This is a genomic window from Sinorhizobium sp. BG8 (genome assembly GCF_016864555.1).
Classification (GTDB): domain Bacteria; phylum Pseudomonadota; class Alphaproteobacteria; order Rhizobiales; family Rhizobiaceae; genus BG8.
Genome location: NZ_CP044011.1, coordinates 562,466 through 579,389 on the forward strand (window position 1 = coordinate 562,466; position 16,924 = coordinate 579,389).

The following is a 16,924-nucleotide window of genomic DNA, read 5'->3' on the forward strand; positions in this document are numbered from 1 at the left end:
CTTTATGTCAACATGTCTTCTGACGCAAGTTGCAAGTCCGTTTTGAGGGGTGAGAGAACGGGATGTGGATCGATCGTCGGTCGGATTCTGGCTTTTCCCTAACGGCAAGTCTAAGAACCAACCGGAATGAGAGGTCAGCATGTTCACCCTCCAACGCGTCGAGACCTTCGAGCAGGACATAAAGAAGAGCCGCTTTGTCGCCTGGGCCGGGCCGATAGCTGATGAAGAGGCAGCGCGCGCCTTCATCGCGGCACACTCCGACCCGACAGCGACCCACAATTGCTGGGCGTGGCGGATCGGCCAGACCTATCGCTTCAACGACGACGGAGAACCGAGCGGTACGGCGGGAAAGCCGATTCTGCAGGCGATCGACGGGCAATCTCTTGACGGTGCCGTGGCGGTCGTGACGCGTTGGTTCGGTGGCGTCCTGCTTGGCAGCGGCGGCCTCGTGCGCGCCTATGGCGGCACCGCCGCGCAGTGCCTGAGGAGTGCGGAGAAGACGAGAATAGTCCCGACCGTCAAGGCGACGGTCGGATGCGAATTTTCTGACCTTGCCCTGGTGAAGGCAAGGCTCAATGCGCTTGCGGACGTGCGTATCGAATCCGAAACCTTCAACGCAGGCGGGGCGGAACTCTCCGTCGCTCTGCCGAAACAGGATGCGGCCGATGTAGTTCGTCTCGTCACGGACCTGACCAGCGGGCGAGCCACGATCGCCCTGCCCGACTAGACGCGAACCCCGCTGCTGCTCAATGGCTCGGGACCATCATGCTCGGGCCTCGGTATGATCGTAGCCCGAAGCCGTTGTGGCTTGATACTCGATCGAAAACGACAATGGCAGCGCCCGGGCAGAGTGGGACGGCAAGGGATTTTTCGCAGGCGGGGCCGACGCAAGAGCGCTGACCCCACCTTGATTGCCTGCAGATCAGGCGGCGGCGCGTTCCCAGCCACGCTGTTCGGTGACCTGGCCCAGCTGGAATTTGGCGAGCATCATGCGAAGCTGCCTGCTCTCTTCCGTCAGGTTCTGGCTGGCGGCGGTCGTCTCTTCAACCATTGCGGCATTCTGCTGGGTCATCTGGTCCATATGGTTGATGGACGTATTGATTTCCTGCAGGGCCGTAGCCTGTTCGCGCGCAGCCGTGGCGATCGAGTTCACATGATCATTGACCTTGTTTACCAGGCCTTCGATCTCCAGGAGAGCGTCTCCGGTGGAGCGAACCAGCGACACCCCGTTGTCCACTTCGGCGGCGGAGGTATTGATCAGGGTCTTGATCTCTTTGGCCGCGTTGGCGGAACGCTGGGCAAGGTCGCGCACTTCCTGTGCCACGACCGCGAAGCCGCGTCCTGCTTCTCCTGCACGGGCAGCCTCCACGCCGGCGTTGAGCGCCAGGAGGTTCGTCTGGAAGGCGATCTCATCGATGACCGAGATGATCTGGTTGATGCGGCTGGAGGAGGACTCAATACGACCCATCGCATCGATCGCGCTGCGGACGATCTCACCGGATTTTCCCGCGCTTTGCCTGGTGTCCTGCACCATGCTGCGCGCCTCGTTCGCCCGCTCGGAAGCGGTCTGGACGGTCGAGGTGATCTCATCCAGCGCGGCGGCCGTTTCTTCCAGCGCCGCAGCCTGCTGTTCGGTTCGCTTCGCGAGATTGTTCGCGGCCGAGCTCAGTTCGGCGGAATTGTGGTTTATCGTGCCGGCAGCCGACCGGACGTTCTCCATGGTCGAACGGAGCGTGACCATCGTCATGTTGACGTTTGTCTGCAGCTCCGCAAACGCTCCCTGGAACTTGCCCTCCATACCCTGGGTAAGATCGGCTTCCGCAAGGGCAGCGATGACACGGCGGACTTCCGTAACGGCCCTATCGACGCTCGAGACGAGTTCGTTCACGCTTCCCGCAAAGCGGTTGAGGTTCTCGCTGTCGTAGTCCTTGGTAATTCTCTGCGTAAAATCGCCGGCGACAGCCGCTGCGACCACGCTGCTGATGCTCGATTGCAGGTCATTCGTCCTGGCGTGAAGCTCGGCCTCCTGGGCCTTCATGTCGCGCATGCTGATGCCATTGCGCCGGAAGACCTCCACGGCACGTGCCATCTCGCCGATTTCGTCCTGCCGCGATACGTCGGCTTCGACCCCCTCCAGTTCTCCGTTGGCCATCCGTGTCATGATCGCCGTGAGGCGGCGAACCGGCAGGACGATGCCACGGCGCGCCACAACGAGGCTGACGGCGGCGCCGAAAATGATGCAGCCCGCAGCCGCGATTATTTCGATCCACATCGCAAGCGAAGAGGACTCCAAGGCTTCCGCGCGGGCAGCGGCTAGTGCATCGCCGGAATAGGTACTGTATTCCTTCACGGCTTCCGTCACCGTCTTCTGCGCCGCAAGAGCCTCGGAGAGCGCCGCGTCGATCGATTGGCGATCCGTGCCGCCGCTGGCGCGTGCGGTATCGACCATCGCCCGAATATCGTTGAAATAACGCTCGAGCACCTGGCGGATTTTGCCGACCTGGGCAAGCTGCGTGGCATCGGCCGCGGCTTCGATCTTGGGCAGCCGGTCGAGCATCTCCTTGGCACGCTTCTCTGTTTCGGCGGCAAAGTCTTCCGCCTTCTCAGGTGCTGCCGCGAGCTGATAGGTCATCCGGCTGATTGCGATGATGTCGACACGCAGATCCATCGCCTCGCGCGCCACTTCTTCCTTGGCGCCGACCGCGGTCATTGTCGACTCAAGCGCGGACAGGCCGCGCGCGCCGACCATGGCCAGAAGGATGGAGGAAAGCCCCATCACCACGACCACCAGCCCGATCTTGTTCAATATCGACAAATTCCTGAATGCCACGACTCTATCTCCCGGGAGGCGGAAATGGGGTTTGCTGAGAGCTGAAAAATGGGGTCAAGGGCATGATGCCCGACGCGTGGGTGCAACCGCTTCTGGAGGGGTCATTGCGCGCCGACCGATACTAACCTAACGGTACGGAGCTTAAAGGACCATTAAGTCAGCGGGTAAGCCGCGGATCCAGCGTCTGGCCGCCCATTGGATTGCCTCCGGACGGCTCTGAAGCGGTGATCCAAACGGCAGACGTCCCCGCGGCAAGACCTCCCTGAACATGTGTTGCCTTGCGCTCGTTCCCGTTCGGGACGCAGGTCGTTTGCCGCCCCACCTGGAGATCTGTCAACCATTCAATGAAAACAGATAATTCTGAGGCTGAAGACTAGATAAATTCCGCTTTCTTCGCAGGTGCAAAAAGATCGTTGACCGTCCTTCGCGCAAGTCATACCGACTTTCGAGCTGGATAAATGAAACCGCGAGTGATAATGTCTCCGCGTTATTTGAGGACATGCATCCTCTCATTCATCCTTTATTCGGACAGCACATATAGTCCAGCGCAGGGATGAACTTATACGTCCGCCTGATCCGGACTTAGTCAAGAGACTGACCAATTCAACAGCAATTTTCATTCTGGTGGTTTCGGTTGAGAAACTGCGGAGGACAATTCAATGGCCAGCAATCTTGTTTCCTACATTATGCAACTTCTGACGCCGGAGACGATCGCTCGCCTTGCCGGAGCGCTTGGTTTGGATGCCAACAAGGCCCAGCGTGCAATAGCTGCCGCAGTGCCTGCGTTGCTGGCGGGTCTCGGCGGCGTCGCCGCGCAGCCGGGGGGCGCACAGAGGGTCGCCGACGCTGCGGGACAACAGAGCGGTGTCCTTGGCAGCCTTGCTGGAATGCTGAGTTCGGGCGGCCAGGAATCGCTTGGCCAGGCCGGATCGCAGCTCCTGTCGTCCCTCTTTGGCTCCGGCGACAGTGGAGCACTTGCAAATGCTGTAGGCAGTTATGCCGGGCTCGACCGCAATGCGAGCACTTCCCTGCTCGGCATGCTGGCTCCGATCGTGATGAGCGGCGTCGCGCAGCAAAGCGGCAATGATTTGAGCGCGAACGGCGTTGCGGGTCTGCTGGCAAGCCAGAAGGACAACATTGCTTCCGCCCTTCCTTCGGGCGTCGGTGACTTGCTGAGGGGGACGGGTCTTTTGAACGCGCTCGGCGGCTCCGCGAGAGCGGCAGCGGCTACGGCGGGTCAGGCGGCCGATCGCGCTGCGGCCACGGCCACATCAGTAGGCAATGCCGGACAGCGCGCGGCGTCCCAGGCGGCGACCGGATCCTCGCGCTGGCTCTACTGGCTGATTGCAGCTTTGGCGATCGCAGCCCTGCTGTACTATATGTTCGGAAGACCGGCGCAGCACGCCACTCCGGAAGCGGGTGCACCCACGCAGAGCCTGACTGTTGACGGCGTGGATGTCGGCAAACAGCTGACGGATACCCTTACCAGCCTGCAGACGACTGTGACGGGGGTTACGGATGCGGCTTCCGCACAGGCTGCTTTGCCCAAGCTCGAAGCAAACCTTGGCGAGATCGACAAGGTGAGTACGACAGCGGGGCAACTCACGGCGGAGCAGAAGGCCGCGCTCAAGGCCTTGATTACGCCGATGATGTCGACCGTCAACGGGCTTTTCGACAAGGTCCTCGCGATTCCGGGCGTGTCCGATGTCCTGAAGCCGACGATCGACTCGATCAAGGCAAAGCTTGCGGCCCTCACGGCTTGAGCGTTCAGCGAGACTGGTCGCCGGCCCCTTCCGGCGGCCTTCCCTCTCACTCCCCACATCCAGGATCAAAGGAGCTGTGGCAATGGCCGACAAATCGACATTCACGCCCGACGAGTGGAACCTGCTGCTGGAAAGCGTAATGATCGCCGGCATCGCCGTTACTGCGGCTGATCCGAGCGGGCTTTGGGGCATGCTGAAAGAGGGAATGGCCAGCAGCCGCACGCTGCTCAAAGCCAAGACCGATGCCGGAGCGGACCCGCTCATTTCTGCACTCGTGAGCGACTTCGAGACCTCCGAAGGCAGGAGTGCGGCACGCGAGGGCCTGCAGGCCAAACTGAAGGGCTCCAAGCCTGACGAAGTAAAGACAAAATGCATCGCCGCCCTGCAGCAGGCCGCAGACCTCGTGTCGGCCAAGGCACCGGATGCGGCAGGAGCCTACAAGGCCTGGCTGTATCAGATCAGCGTCAACGTCGCCGAGGCGGCCAAGGAAGGCGGTTTTCTCGGATTTGGTGGTGTCGAGGTAAGCGACGCCGAGAAAGCCACGCTTGCGGAGATCTCCACCGCGCTGAAGCTCGACCCGAGCAAGAGCTGACGAGGAACGGCCTTGCCGGGAGAGCACGGCAGCACACGTTTCAAAGCGCCCCGGATCTGCGATGGCGCCAGGGCCGAACGGCACAACGCTTGTGGCCACCCCGCCAGTGAAACCATCCTTCGGCGTGACCCGCCCCACCGCAAGGACCGCGGTCAATGTGTCATGGTTCCAGAGATCGGGACACCTGCGTCAACCTCCTGAAACGAGAGCAAATGCGCCGGAAAGTCTGCGACTGGCGCAATGACGCGCGTCAGGCGTATTCAATTGCATCGAGATGTTTTACAACCCTAAGCGCAAGCATGTCTGGAACGGAATGCGGTCACCTGTCGATTTCGAACGACGGCAGAAATCCTAACCCGGAGGCGTGTGCGAAACTCTGGGCTATTCAAGGGTTAGGATGTCATTGGCAGTTTCCGGGCTCGTTTCGGCGAAACGGATGATTCTTCGGGCAAGAACCCATCGTCCGGCCCCTTACGGCCGTCGCAAACGATTTTTAACCGCGGCGAGCTGGCTCGTTCTCGTCGGTGCGCTTGCCACGGGCCAGGCGGCGAAAAGCGAAACTCTTTTCAGCCCAGACTCACCCTGGAACATCGAAATTCCCGCAACCGCTCGGGTTGGCTTACAGAAGGTGGCCGTTGGCCTGCCGGTTGGACTGGATACCTGGGATCCGGGCGGTTACTGGACCGTGACCTATCATACCGCCAAGGCCAGCGACCCGCAGGTTCGCATACTCTACAACGAATATGCCTGGGGTGCGGTTTATGCCGGTCGCTGGAAACGCTCCGGCAATACCCCAGACGTGGAGAAGGAGATTCTTTCGCTCTCGTCGGAAACTTTTCCTTATCCCGGTAATGTTTTTTCCTCGACCTCGGCTTCAAGCTGGACGATGCCCGACTCCTACAATCAACTTGTCCAAAATCCATCGCAGCCGGCAAGGTTCCACGTCCCGGCTGGTGCATTGCCCCCAGTGGGCGCGGATGGGCACATGGCCGTTCGTCAACCGTCAAAAGGCGTGCTTGAAACCTATGCCACGATCGTGCTCTCGGACGGCACGATTGTCGCCCTGTCCTATTCCCTCACCGATGACCTGGGATTGGGGGACGGAAGGCAGCGTGGACAGACGGCCTCCATGCTGCCGAGCTATGCCGGAGCAATCCTTGATGAAGAGATTACGTCCGGCATCCAGCATGCCATGGCGATTACTGTGCCTCCAAAACTGCTGACCCCTGCGATCGCCTACCCGGCCTATGCCTTCGATCGCGACGCGCTCTCCAACTCCAATCCCTATTCGGGCACCTTGCCCATGGGCGCGCGGCTGGCACTGCCGCGTGATCTTGACATTGGCACCCTCGGCCTCACGACGGATGCCGGTCGCGTGATCGCCGAAGCAGCCCAGAAATACGGATTTATCGTCGTGGATCGGGGCGGCGAGGGAATAACGATCAGGGTGAGACCTACTGACATTCCCTCGCAGACGATCCTTCATACCTATGACTGGAGCCTCGGAAACGATCTGACACAGGTCCTCGCAAACGTGCGGCCAGTGTCGTTCTGATATCGCCTGCGAGCCCTGGATTTAGAAACCCTTGCCGTTCCGCAGCTCGGACAGTATTGTTCCGAAAATAATCTTGAGATCCAGCAAAAGCGATTGGTGCTCGACATAGTATATGTCGAAGGCGATGCGAGCCCTGGCGAGGCTCGATCGATCAGTCGGACCGCGCAGCCCGCGCATCTGGGCAAGGCCGGTAATGCCGGGACGAACAGCGTGGCGGCGATGGTACTGGGGAACCAGTTGCTCGTACGGCATGCCGGCCGCGAGCATACCTACGGCGTGACACCGCGGGCCGACAAGCGACATGTCGCCTCTCAACACGTTGAACAGTTGGGGAAGTTCGTCGATATTCGTGCGCCGAAGGAAGGCGCCGATCGGCGTAATCCGCGTGTCGCCCTTGACGGTTTGCGTCACGCCGGACGCGTCGCATTGATCGACAAACATTGTCCGAAACTTAAAGACCTTGATCTTTTGTCCGCCACGACCCCAGCGGGTCTGAGAAAAGAGGACCGGCCCGCGGCTGTCCAACTTTATCAGTACCGCAACGATTAACAGAAACGGCGCCAGAAACAGTATAGCGATCGATGCTACGAGCAAATCGAAGATATACTTGACCTCCTCATAGGGAGATCCTTTTGAATTCTTCTTGGTCGCAAACCCTGAAGAATCAAAAGCGTGTGTCGAGAGGTCGGCTTTACTATCAAATAAGGAAAGGATCGCAACCATAATCTACTTCCAGATTAGCCAAAAATTAAGGTTTACCGGCAAGAATATGGTTAACAGTTTATTAAATGCACGCCTTATATACAATATAAAAATTAATGATGATTGTTTATTTTTGGTGCACCGCACCAATGTGTGGCGACTATGCAACATTGGCAATGTGAATGCCAATTTTTGACCTTACAAACTCTGATTATATACTTTTTAAAAGCACACACGCATCTATATCGGACGATATACATCATCCGATTACAATTAGGTTGTTTGATTTTATTTTCTGTCGTTGATTGCTTGACTAACGCTCAATCAGCGACACTTTAACGAGATCACCTGGACGCAATGCAGTACTTTCCAGGGCGGATATTTCTTCCGTCGTTCCGTTCGTCGTACGCATAACAGTATACTTCAGCAGGTCTTCAGATCGTGTCCCCGCCAAGCCAGCGGCCGCGGGTGCGTTTGTCAGCGCCTCCGTCATCAATCCGGCATACATCTTGAGATTAAGATCGTTCGCTTTGATCGCTGCCTTGGTTTTTTGCAGCTCTGCTATGACATCGGTCTTCTGTTTGTTGCCGAGTTCGACGAGCTCGGCCGAAACCCTGCCTATTTCCTGTTTGGACCTGACCGTTGCCGTATCGAGATCAAGCAGTTTGCTCTGGGTGTCCGACGCTGTCAGTTCCAGACTGAGAATGCGGGAGCTCAATATCAGCCCTTGGTCAGCCAATTTTCCGGTACGAGCGATTTCCAGCTTGATGAGATCCATCTGGCGGGACTGTGCTTCCTTGTTCTTGGTCAGAGTGGACACCTCGTCCTCGAGCAAGACCTTTCTTTCCTCGAGCGCGCTGCGCTGTGCTGAAAGACCTTGCTGTCGCGAGAGCATCAGAGCTTTTTCGTCCGCAACCATATCTTGTTGTCCGGGATGGTCCCCCTCGTCCGAGGAGTCTGCGAACTCGAAATCTGCGTCGTTCCTCAGTTCGGCTTCAAGGCGCGCCTGTTGAACCAACAGACGTTCACGCTCGGTGAGCAGAAGGTCGTAGTTTCCCTTGGCGCTCAGAAGGTCGCGCTCGAACCGCTGGTCGCTGCTGAGCGAGCGACGCATGCCGCCCGCCAGGCTGATTGCCTTCAGAACCGTCATTTCGGGGTCGAAAGGGAACTTGCCAGGCGTCTGGACTTCGCCGGCGACGAAGATCGGGCGGAACTCGCTTATCTCCACCGATGTGGCGGGAGGCTCCACAAGCCCGAGTTTCTCCTGCAACGCATGTGAAAGGTCGGTCGCGACTTCATGAGCGGAACGGCCCTGGGCTTTCACTTCTCCCGCGAAGGGCAGGGATAGCGTGCCATCCGGACCGATCGTGAATTCACCTGTCAGGGCAGTCCATTGGCGAAATGTTCCGTCACTGGGCTGCCAGTCGACGACGCGGATGTTGAGCTTGTCCATCGGGCCAAACTTGTAGTCCTCGGCGGCGACCGGCGAGCAGACAAGCGCCGCGAGGAAAGCAATGGTCACGCCGGATACCGCGGGCAGCCTGAGGCAAGCGCGGAAGACGGTTGCGACGAAAGCCTGAAACTCGCTGTGCATGCTACTCATGTGTAATCTCCATTTCACGCGTGTCCCTTGCTGATCCGACAGCTCAGGCCGAAGTCCCAACCCGGCAGGGAATGTCCCTGCCGGGTTGCATCGATTTTCAGCGTTCGGCACCCTGGCTTGAAAGGCGCGGGTAGATCGGGGAAGCCAGTTCACGCAGCCGCCGCAAAATCGAAAGAGCGTAGTCTTCGACCCTGATGATCAGCCGCTTTGACAACAGTGCGGGGCGCTCGATGAGAACCCAGGAAAACCAGGCCGTCAGGAGGCCGCCGACCAAGCCCGCAACTGACGTCAGCCAGGCGGACTGAGCACCCGGAAAAACGTCGACAAACCACTGCTGCAACGTCCAGTGATAAAGATACAAGCCGTAGGAGAGGTCCGAGAGACGGCTGAAAACGGTGCGGCCGAAATCAATAAGGCCGATGTAGACGGTGACGTAGGTGACTGGGATGACGGCGAAATATTCGCCTGTGGGACCCGCATGCAGGAAGATGCCTGTGAGCACGACTGAGGCGACGAGCAGAAGCGGGTTTGCGGGGATAACATCGCGGAACTGATAGGCCGAGACGCCGCCCAGGAAGTAGAAGATCAGCATCCAGCCCGAGATGTTCGTCAAGCCGGCCTTCGGATCCGGCTTGAACTCGCGAAAAACCCAATAAGCCACCATCAGGGCAATGAGCGCAGCGAGCCCGATCCAGCGGTGACGCTTCAGACCAAAGACCGCCAGCGCGGACAGAAGCAGGTAGCAGTAGAGTTCGTACGGCACGGTCCAGAGCTGGGCGTTGACGATACCGGGGTCCGGATTGTTTTCAAACACGCCGGGAAGCCAAAAGCTGATGTGGCCCGTGACGTTGGCGAGATAGCGGAAGAACTGGTAATCAGTGAAATACGCCGAAAGCGGCAGCTCGGTCAGCAAGGGACCAATAATCAGCGCCGAAAGCAAGACTTCACCGATAAGGGCGGGATAAATGCGCATGACCCGCAGGCCGAGAAAGCTGATCAGAGTGCGGCAGCGCACCAGACTTCCGGCGACCAGAAAGCCACTCAGCACGAAGAACATCGGCAGCAGCGCACGCAGCGGGGCGCGCAGGTGCGACTCCCACAATGCCATATCGATTTCGGCGCCATGGGTGATACGGACCGAATGGAATACAGTAATTGCGATGGCGAGCGAAATGCGCAGGTAGTCGAATCCGGATGGGCGTCCATCGGCTTTCTGCAGCATGTCCGAGAATGTGGAAGTCGCGTAACTCATGATACTAACTCCGCAGTTGCTGTAGTGGGAGGACTACAAATCAGGCCCTTCGGGCTCTTAGAAACAGGATGAAATTTTCCACCTTTCGTAGTCCTGCCTCGGGAACGGCAAGAGAGACGAAAGCGGCTATAGCGCGAAGGTCGGTCAGGAACATCAAAGGCCGGAGCCGGAAAGCGTGTGCCAGAAGGCTGCGTGCCTTGTCCGTCTTTCCTGCGATGACGGCTTTGCGGGCGGCGATCCTGTAGTGCTCCGACCGCGCACGCACGATCAGCCGTCGTGGGACTTCCCTCATCGAGGACTGGATGATCTCCAGCGCCAAGTCGGCCTGTGCGACGAAACGGTCGACGTCGAAGGACAGGCTCGACTTGCGCAGTCTGTAGAAGGTGAGGGGAAGGGGAAGGCCGATCGCGACGGCATCCGTCAGCCAGAGGATCCGGCACCACATCTCGTAGTCTTCGCAGCTGCGCAAGTCTTCCCGGAAGAAACCGGCAACCTCGAAGCAGTCGCGGCGCACGACCGGAGTCGAGCCGTTGCCCACGTGGTTTCGCAGGATCATTTCGTGCAAGGACGGGTTCAACGTGTCGGGACGCAGTATCCTGTGCGTCAACTGACCGTCTTCTTCGATGAACTCGGACGCCGAATAGGTGAGGCCTATGCCGGGGTCGCAATCCATCGCTGCCACGTGACGCTCGGCCTTGTCGGGCCGCCAGAGATCGTCACCATCCAGGAAGCCGATATATTCCCCCCGCGCTTCCCGGATACCCGTGTTCCGGGCTGCGGAAAGTCCGCCATTTGGCTGACGCACGATCCTCAGCCGTTCGTCCTGGCGCTCCTCGGACAATTTCGCCAGCAGCGCCGGCGTGTCGTCGGTCGAGCCATCGTCGACGACGATGACTTCCAGGTCGGAGAAGCTCTGGTCCAGGGCCGAGACGACGGCAGGGACGATGTATTCCGCGACGTTATAAGCCGGGATGACGATACTAAGCCGCGGGACGTGCGCGTTCATGGCTGAACCTTGTCTCTTGGGAGGGAGAGGTGGACGGCATGGAGCTTTCTTCCCCGCGCGGCTCCAGCGCTCCGCCGATGAAGGCGAAGATGTAGGTGCAGGGTAAGGTGATGCTGAAGAGGGACTCGTATTTGCAGAAGATCAGGAGTGTCGCGGACAGAAGGATCATCACGATGATCTCGTCACGTCTCTCGGGGGAAACGGTCAGAAGCCTTATCACACCGGCCACGAGCGTCATGGCGATCGCGATCGCGAACGCTCCGAAGGTCAGCGCGCCGCCTGTGTAGAGAAGGCCGTAGAACGTTGAGTGGCTGCCAATGGGAAGCATTTCCTTCGGATGGACTGATGGCCCAATCCAGCCATGACCGAAGACCGGCGATTGGAGGAAACCTTCCCAGCTCTTTTCGTAGATGATCTGTCTTGCCAGGCTGGAACCCGCCCGCACGCCATCGATGCGGTTCTGGAGATCAGCGATGGCCTCCGGCCAGTTGACGTCGGCTATGCTCAGGACAAACAAGGTACCAAGCCCAAGACCGACGAAGGCTAGCCGCAACTTCAGCGACGCCTTGAGCCAGCACCAGCCAACAGCACATATCACGAGCGCGCCGAGCGAGATGCGGCTCCAGCTGAAGACGACCGCGATGAGGCCGCCTGCCATGCCGCACAACCGGAACCGCCAATCCTTTTCAAGGAGGCTGATCAGCGTGATGCCGATGCCACCTAGCCCAAGGGCGGTCGTGTACGGGTAGAACAGGATCAGGCGCGTGGTGAGTTCGCCGAGTGTTTCCTCGGAGATGTATATTGCGACAGAACCGTAGAGCCTTGCGGAAACGCTGTTCGGCGCTATCAGCAGCGGCAGCGAATAGGGCGAATAGAGCGCCGGCAGGCCAAGCGCGACGCCCACGGCCCCGATTGCCGCCAAGGCTATGATAAACCCGCCGAGTATGGTGATGGATCTGATGATGAGACGGCCCGAAAGGCGGTGCGCGGCGCCTGCCCAAATGGCCAGCCCTGCCACAATCCACCCCATCACACCGAAGCTCGCCACCTGGGCGATCCCCTCGCCGGGCTGCTCGCGCCAGATGCCGGCGAGGATCGACGCGCAGAACTGGGCGACACCGATCGAAATCCAGCTCAACGCCACCAGTCGGGCCAGCACGCCTGAAGGCGCGCGGGTATATGCGAGGACGACAACTACGATGGCCTGCACGAGGGTCAGGATGCCGAGCAGCCAAAAGACGATCGTCGACAGCAACATCAGCGCATAGAGGCTCTGATCGGGCACAAGTCGCAGCGTCGTCGATCTGAGGTTCAGGCCGGTCGTGGTCATTGCGTTCCCCCTCTTGGGGAGAAGGAGAAGCGCGCCACGCCGTTGCGTGGCACCAGCGCGAATTCGATCATGGCGACCACGATGAAGAAGGCGGAGAGGCTCATGACGTGACCAAGCAAACCGCCGAGAGCCGTAGCTGTGTAGACGGTGGCAAGCGCCGCAAGAGCTCGCAGCGCCGTCAGGCGCGTGACAAAGCCGATCTCACCCTTGGCCTTGAGATAGGTCTCGATGGTGAGCACGACGTAGCGGGCCGGGACGGATGCCATGAGGATCGCCGCATAGATCCAAAGGTCCGGCGCCTTGAAGACGAGGATGCCGGCAGGGATTGCCACAATCGTGACCAGTGCGCCGAGGATCGTACCGAGGCGCAGCATGGACTTGGTGGTGCTCTGGAAAAACTGGTCGCTGCCGGCCACCAGCCTCGGATAGAGCGACTGAATGTTTGCCCATCCTGGCGTATCGCTCGCAGTGAGGAGCTGCCGACAGATCCCGAGTATCCCGAGTTCGCTGCGGCTAAGGATGCCCGAACTCAGGAGCAGTATGAAGTTTTCGCTCAGAACGAGGACCACATCAGACAGAAGGTACCGCATGCCGGCGCGCAAATGGACCGCAGCCTGCCTGATCACGGTGAAATCATGAGGCAGCAATGCATAGGGCACGACTATCCCGGCCAGCCTGAAAGCCAGCACGCTCAGGCAAAAACTGCTGAAATCCGGTGTCAGTGCTCCGACCAGCAATCCGATCGCGTTCAGTGCGGGTGAAATGATGCTTTGCGCCTCCCGTCGCTGCAGCACCTGAAGCGCACTGGTGACGCTGGTTTGCGCGAAGAAGGGTGATGAGAACGCGAGGACGGCGAGGTTGAATTGCTCTTCCGCATCATGCCCAAATGCGAAGCCGAAGGCTACCGCCACGACCAGGACGACGGGAAGCGATATCGCAGCCGAAAACAATCCGAGGGAATTGCAGGCAGCATTGCTTGCCTTGATCTGCGCAAAGCGAAAGTGGAGGCCGAATGTGCCGAAAATCGCCACCAGGGTTGTCGGCACCGTGGCGAGCGTAAGGGTCCCCACAGCTCCAAGCCCGTAGAAATGCGCAACGACTGCAGTCAGGAGAAAGCCGTTGGCATTCTGCAACAGGCGGGCGCCCAGAATGAACAGGGCAGAGGCGCCTCCGCTGAAGACGCGCTCCACCAGCCTGCTCAGAACTGGGAGGCGGGCTTGTGTCACGACGTTTGTCCGTAAAGTTCGCCGGCGACCGCAACCGGACGTCTTACGACGCGCTTGTAGGCGTTGCTGTAATCCCGCGCGACACGAGACCACGTCGGCCAGCTGTGTGGCACCGCGCGGGGCTCCCCAGAATGCGAGAGTGTCTGGGTCAGCGCGGCTGAAAGGGCCGCGACATTGCGCGTTTCGAACTGTACCGCGCTATTGCCAACCACCCTGATGTTTTCCGGAATATCGCTTGTGATGATCGGAAGGCCGTAGGCCATGGCTTCCAGCAGCGCCATCGACATGCCCTCGAGGTAGGAGGGCAGGACGAATACGGCGGCATTGCTGTAGAGTTCCTGGAGCTCGGCTCCGCTGCGATGGCCGACAAAAATGACCTCTGGGCCGGCAATAGACCGAAGGTGAGCTTCATACTCCGGCTGGGTGGCTGTGCCGGCGACCACCAGCACGGCGTCCGTGGCGAGTGCCGAATACGCCTCGATCAGGTCGTGGCAGCCCTTCTCCGGCGTCAACCGGCTCGCGAAGAGGATATAGCGGCGATCGCCCAGGCCGAGACTGTCGATGAAGGGACCGCGCGGCAGGCGCGTCACGACCGGTAGCCCGTTGGGGATGAAGGACGTGCGCAGATCGTGCCGCTCCAGGAAGTAGCGTCGAAGCTCCTCCGAGACGACAGTGACCTGATCGGCACAATTCACGATCACGTTTTCCGCCAGCGAGAGGCAGGATTTCGCAGCTCCTCCCCACTTGTCCCGCCTCTGATCCAGGCCATGAATGGTGACTACGGTAGGCTGCCTGAACAGCCGCGTCGCACCCGACAGGATGCCGGGACCGATGGCGTGCAGATGCACGACGTCATAGTGGCCAATCGCACGGGCGACAGAGGCCATGCTGCGGGTGATTGTCTCCGTGTGCTTGCCGTTGATGGACGGCACACGGATGACGTTCAGCCCGTCGACATTGCTTGGACTTGCCGTTGTCGCGGCAAATACGTCGATCTGATGACCGAGTGCGACAAGTTCAGGGGAGACGGCATCAAGCACACGCTCGATGCCACCGTATGAAGTACCCAATCCCCTTGATCCGATCATGGCAATCTTCATGAGAGCCTCTCCAGCAATCAGGATTCGTTTTTGGGGTGCGTCACACCTTCGCCAAACCGCATTCGCGCCGGCTTGACGGTTGCAAGTGGCAGATCGTTTTCGTCGCGCTTGCGCGCATCGAAGAACCAGCCGAGTGCCAACACGGCGCCGGCGCCGAATAGGGCGAGCATGATTCCTGTAGCCGCGATCAGCATTCGCTGGCTCGTCGGCTTGGTCGGCGCCTGTACCTTGTCGAGCATCTTCACGTTAGAACGCCAGGTCTGCGCGACCGCCTCAACCGACTTGCGCTCGTTGAGTGCCTGGAGCCCCTGAGCGTACTGGCGTTCGAGTACGTCCTGACGGAGCTTCAGATCGTTGAGCTGTCCTTCATGTTCATTGAGCGTCTGCAACTCGGCGTGGATTTTGGCAGTCCGGTCCTGAAGGCCTTGCTGGCGCACGCGGGCTGCGCTCAAAGCCTGTCCAAGTTTGTTGGACTCCTGCTGCAGTTCCGTCGCGATATTGCCGCTTCGGACGTCGACTTTCGCTCCGTTCACCTGTCTCACGAAATCGGGAGGCAGGGCGTTCAATTGCTCGAGGACCGTATCGCGCCGGGCGCGAGCTTCGGCCTCATCCACTTCGCTGGCCTGAAAGTCCTGCTTCATGATTGCAAGCTGCTTCAGGAGGAGTTCGCGCTGCAGCGCAAAGTCGGAAATGGCATAGGCTTGCTGAAATTCGGTCAGGGAGGCCCGCGCCGTTTCAAGTTCCTTGCCCTTTGCTTCAACCTGTTGAGCCAGAACGATTGATTGGTCATCCGCAAAAAGCGAGGAGCGACGAGCAAAATAGGCTTCGATCAGCGTCGACACGAATTTCGCCGATATATGCCGGTCGGGATTGTCGTAACTCACCGTGATCACGTTGCCGCTGCGGCCGATATCGACCTGCAGCGATTTCACGACAGCGCCGTGAGCGTTGATTGATGCCCTCTTGGCCGGATCGTTCTCCTGCAGCCGGAAGCCGTAGATAGAACCGGCGATGTACTGCAGCGCCGATTTGATCAGCCCTGGAGCCTTGCCTGCGTCAGGATAGAGTACTTCGGCGCCGATGACCGATATCGCCTGGTCGATCACGACATCGCTGACGAGGATGTCACTCTCCGCCGACATGTAAGCGTCCCGGTCCATGGCGGTTTGCAGAAATGTTGCACCACTTCCAGCAACCGGTCTTGCCGCATAGTCGTCCGACAAGAGAACAAGCAATTTTGCTGTAGTGCGAAACTTAGCTGGAGTTCTTTCCAGCGCGACGAGCGTCACAATTACGATCGAAGCAAAAATAAATGCTGCAACTGCGAAAGAATGCTTAGAAACATGATGGATTCGCGATCGAATCGTCGCGTAGTTCATCGAAAAACGTCTATTTGCTGAAATGTCGAAATAATTCATCAGCAATACTCTTACAGAAATTTTAAATTAACTTACGAATGCATCGAGATAGGATAGTTAATCAAATGAGCAGGCAGCGCGTTTGTATGTGTGTCTCGCGCATGACCCAGAATTATGTGTGGCTACATAAATCTGTGGCTTTATTACTATGTGCTCATAGTAGGGCAGCTTTCCTGTCCAAAAGCAATAGTTTTTCTTCACCTTTTTTTGACCATTTTTGGTTTTTGTTCATCAGTGCTCCATAAATAAAAATAAAATCATGCACTTAGCGTACAAACGGTGATTAATTTCGAGCTATGCGTTTTTGTCAGCTCTGGTTTTCTTTTTTGGGTATTGCATTTTTTCGAGGTAGATTTGCGAGAGTTATCTATGGCGCCACGTTAATCCAGTTTCGATTTGTTTATTTTTTGCGCAACAATACTTCCTGTAACTCTATTTTTTGTACTTGTTGATGTTTTTTTAAGTCTTTATTTCTCCTGAAAATGTCTGCGCCGCTCGCTTTCTTGATAGCGATATTGGTTTGCATTGATATCGTTTTGTTTTTTGC

The 16,924-nt window shown here is 58.5% G+C and carries 13 protein-coding genes and 1 pseudogene; 5 read left to right on the forward strand and 9 right to left on the reverse strand.

The features are described from left to right. Nucleotides 1-139: 139 nt before the first annotated feature. Nucleotides 140-727, forward strand: coding sequence for a YigZ family protein (locus tag F3Y30_RS02580; RefSeq protein ID WP_203425018.1), 588 nt, complete (start codon nt 140-142; stop codon nt 725-727). 195 nt (nt 728-922) lie between these two features. On the opposite strand, the gene F3Y30_RS02585 is transcribed toward F3Y30_RS02580, so the two are convergent. Next, the gene (locus tag F3Y30_RS02585; RefSeq protein WP_203425019.1) at nt 923-2,830 is read right to left on the reverse strand and encodes a methyl-accepting chemotaxis protein; all 1,908 of its coding nucleotides are present in this window, start codon (nt 2,828-2,830) and stop codon (nt 923-925) included. A 659-nt stretch (nt 2,831-3,489) separates the two neighbouring features. Between F3Y30_RS02585 and F3Y30_RS02590 the strand changes: the two genes are divergently transcribed. From F3Y30_RS02590 to F3Y30_RS02600, 4 genes and pseudogenes are all read left to right on the forward strand, one after another. Next, on the forward strand, nt 3,490-4,593 hold the full coding sequence (locus F3Y30_RS02590; RefSeq protein WP_203425020.1) for a DUF937 domain-containing protein: 1,104 nt from the start codon (nt 3,490-3,492) through the stop codon (nt 4,591-4,593). Between the two features lie 82 nt (nt 4,594-4,675). Then, nucleotides 4,676-5,185 (forward strand): hypothetical protein, encoded by a 510-nt coding sequence (locus tag F3Y30_RS02595; protein WP_203425021.1) that lies wholly within the window; start codon nt 4,676-4,678, stop codon nt 5,183-5,185. A gap of 179 nt (nt 5,186-5,364) precedes the next feature. Then, a pseudogene (locus tag F3Y30_RS26135) lies at nt 5,365-5,540 on the forward strand (IS3 family transposase); the annotation flags it as partial. 273 nt (nt 5,541-5,813) lie between these two features. After that, the gene (locus F3Y30_RS02600; protein WP_203425022.1) at nt 5,814-6,740 is read left to right on the forward strand and encodes a hypothetical protein; all 927 of its coding nucleotides are present in this window, start codon (nt 5,814-5,816) and stop codon (nt 6,738-6,740) included. Between the two features lie 21 nt (nt 6,741-6,761). On the opposite strand, the gene F3Y30_RS02605 is transcribed toward F3Y30_RS02600, so the two are convergent. From F3Y30_RS02605 to F3Y30_RS02640, 8 genes are all read right to left on the reverse strand, one after another. Next, nucleotides 6,762-7,463, reverse strand: coding sequence for a sugar transferase (locus F3Y30_RS02605; protein ID WP_203425023.1), 702 nt, complete (start codon nt 7,461-7,463; stop codon nt 6,762-6,764). A gap of 292 nt (nt 7,464-7,755) precedes the next feature. Then, entirely contained in the window at nt 7,756-9,045 is a 1,290-nt protein-coding gene (locus F3Y30_RS02610) for a polysaccharide biosynthesis/export family protein (protein ID WP_203425024.1), read from the reverse strand. Nucleotides 9,046-9,142: 97 nt separating this feature from the next. Further along, nucleotides 9,143-10,267, reverse strand: coding sequence for an acyltransferase (locus tag F3Y30_RS02615; protein WP_203425025.1), 1,125 nt, complete (start codon nt 10,265-10,267; stop codon nt 9,143-9,145). Nucleotides 10,268-10,337: 70 nt separating this feature from the next. Then, the gene (locus F3Y30_RS02620; RefSeq protein ID WP_203425026.1) at nt 10,338-11,303 is read right to left on the reverse strand and encodes a glycosyltransferase; all 966 of its coding nucleotides are present in this window, start codon (nt 11,301-11,303) and stop codon (nt 10,338-10,340) included. After that, on the reverse strand, nt 11,278-12,633 hold the full coding sequence (locus F3Y30_RS02625) for an O-antigen ligase family protein (RefSeq protein WP_203425027.1): 1,356 nt from the start codon (nt 12,631-12,633) through the stop codon (nt 11,278-11,280). The genes F3Y30_RS02620 and F3Y30_RS02625 overlap by 26 nt, the downstream gene beginning before the upstream one ends. Beyond that, a complete protein-coding gene (locus F3Y30_RS02630; RefSeq protein WP_203425028.1) occupies nt 12,630-13,859 on the reverse strand; it encodes a hypothetical protein in 1,230 nt (409 codons plus the stop codon). The genes F3Y30_RS02625 and F3Y30_RS02630 overlap by 4 nt, the downstream gene beginning before the upstream one ends. Next, nucleotides 13,856-14,959 (reverse strand): glycosyltransferase family 4 protein, encoded by a 1,104-nt coding sequence (locus F3Y30_RS02635; protein ID WP_203425029.1) that lies wholly within the window; start codon nt 14,957-14,959, stop codon nt 13,856-13,858. The genes F3Y30_RS02630 and F3Y30_RS02635 overlap by 4 nt, the downstream gene beginning before the upstream one ends. A gap of 17 nt (nt 14,960-14,976) precedes the next feature. Continuing rightward, nucleotides 14,977-16,377, reverse strand: a complete 1,401-nt coding sequence (locus F3Y30_RS02640; RefSeq protein ID WP_203425030.1) for a hypothetical protein — start codon at nt 16,375-16,377, stop codon at nt 14,977-14,979. Between the last annotated feature and the right edge of the window lie 547 nt (nt 16,378-16,924).